Consider the following 1,069-nt stretch of genomic DNA (forward strand, 5'->3'; position numbering starts at 1 on the left):
AGCTGCCGACGTATCCCTTCCAACGCCAGCGGTACTGGCTGGAGACCGCCGGGCCCTCCCGGTCGGGGCGGGAGCAGGGGGATGGGCAGGAGATGGCGGAGGCCGGGTTCTGGGAAGCGGTCGAGCGAGGGGATCTGACCGCCCTGACCCACACCCTGGCCCTACCGCCCGGCGAGGAAGAAGAACGCGCGGGACTGGGCGCGGTCCTGCCCGCACTAGCCGCCTGGCGGCAACGCCAACGGCAACGCACCACCCTGGACACCTGGCGCTACCACCTCACCTGGAAACCCCTCCCCACCACACCACCCACCACCACACCACCCACCACCACTGCTGCTGCCGACACCACCCCTGGCGTTGAGGGTGGAGTGTGGCTGGTCGTCATCCCCACCGGGTCGGACACCGATCCGACCGTGACCGCGTGCCTGCAAGCACTCCACGACCTGGGAAAGACCACCCACACCCTGGAAGTCGACGCCTCCACCACCCAACGCGAGAACCTCACCACCACCCTCACCAACCTCACCACCCACACAGCCCAGACCACCCACGCGGATCAGGCGGCTCACGCGGATCAGGTGGATCACGCGGCTCAGGTGGATCAGGTGGCTGTGGTGGGTGGGGTGACGGTGGCCGGCACCTTGTCTCTGCTGGCCCTGGCCCCCGGCTCCCACACGAGCACCCCCACCCTGCCCGCCGGACTCACCGCGACCCTCCTCCTCCTCCAAGCCCTCCAAGACGCCCACCTGCCCGGACGCCTGTGGTGCGTGACCACCAGCGCTGTGACCACCCACACCACCACCGACCCCCTCACCCACCCCGACCAAGCCATGATCTGGGGCCTGGGCCGCGTCGCCGCCCTCGAACACCCCGACCGCTGGGGCGGCCTCATCGACCTCCCCACCACCCACACCACCACCACCCAAACCCACCTCACCACCACCCTCCACCACACCACCACCAACACACCCCACAACACCGGAGCCGATTGGGCCCACGAAGACCAACTCGCCATCCGCCACCACAGCATCACCGCCGCACGCCTCACCCACACCCCACCCACCACCCA

The 1,069-nt window shown here is 69.5% G+C and carries 1 protein-coding gene; it reads left to right on the top strand.

Annotation, left to right across the window (positions count from 1 at the left end):
• A partial coding sequence (locus tag AC5P1B_RS35670) for a SpnB-like Rossmann fold domain-containing protein (RefSeq protein WP_493892193.1) occupies positions 1 to 1,069 on the top strand: 1,069 nt, incomplete at both ends.

Source organism: Streptomyces sp. A01 (assembly GCF_059026195.1).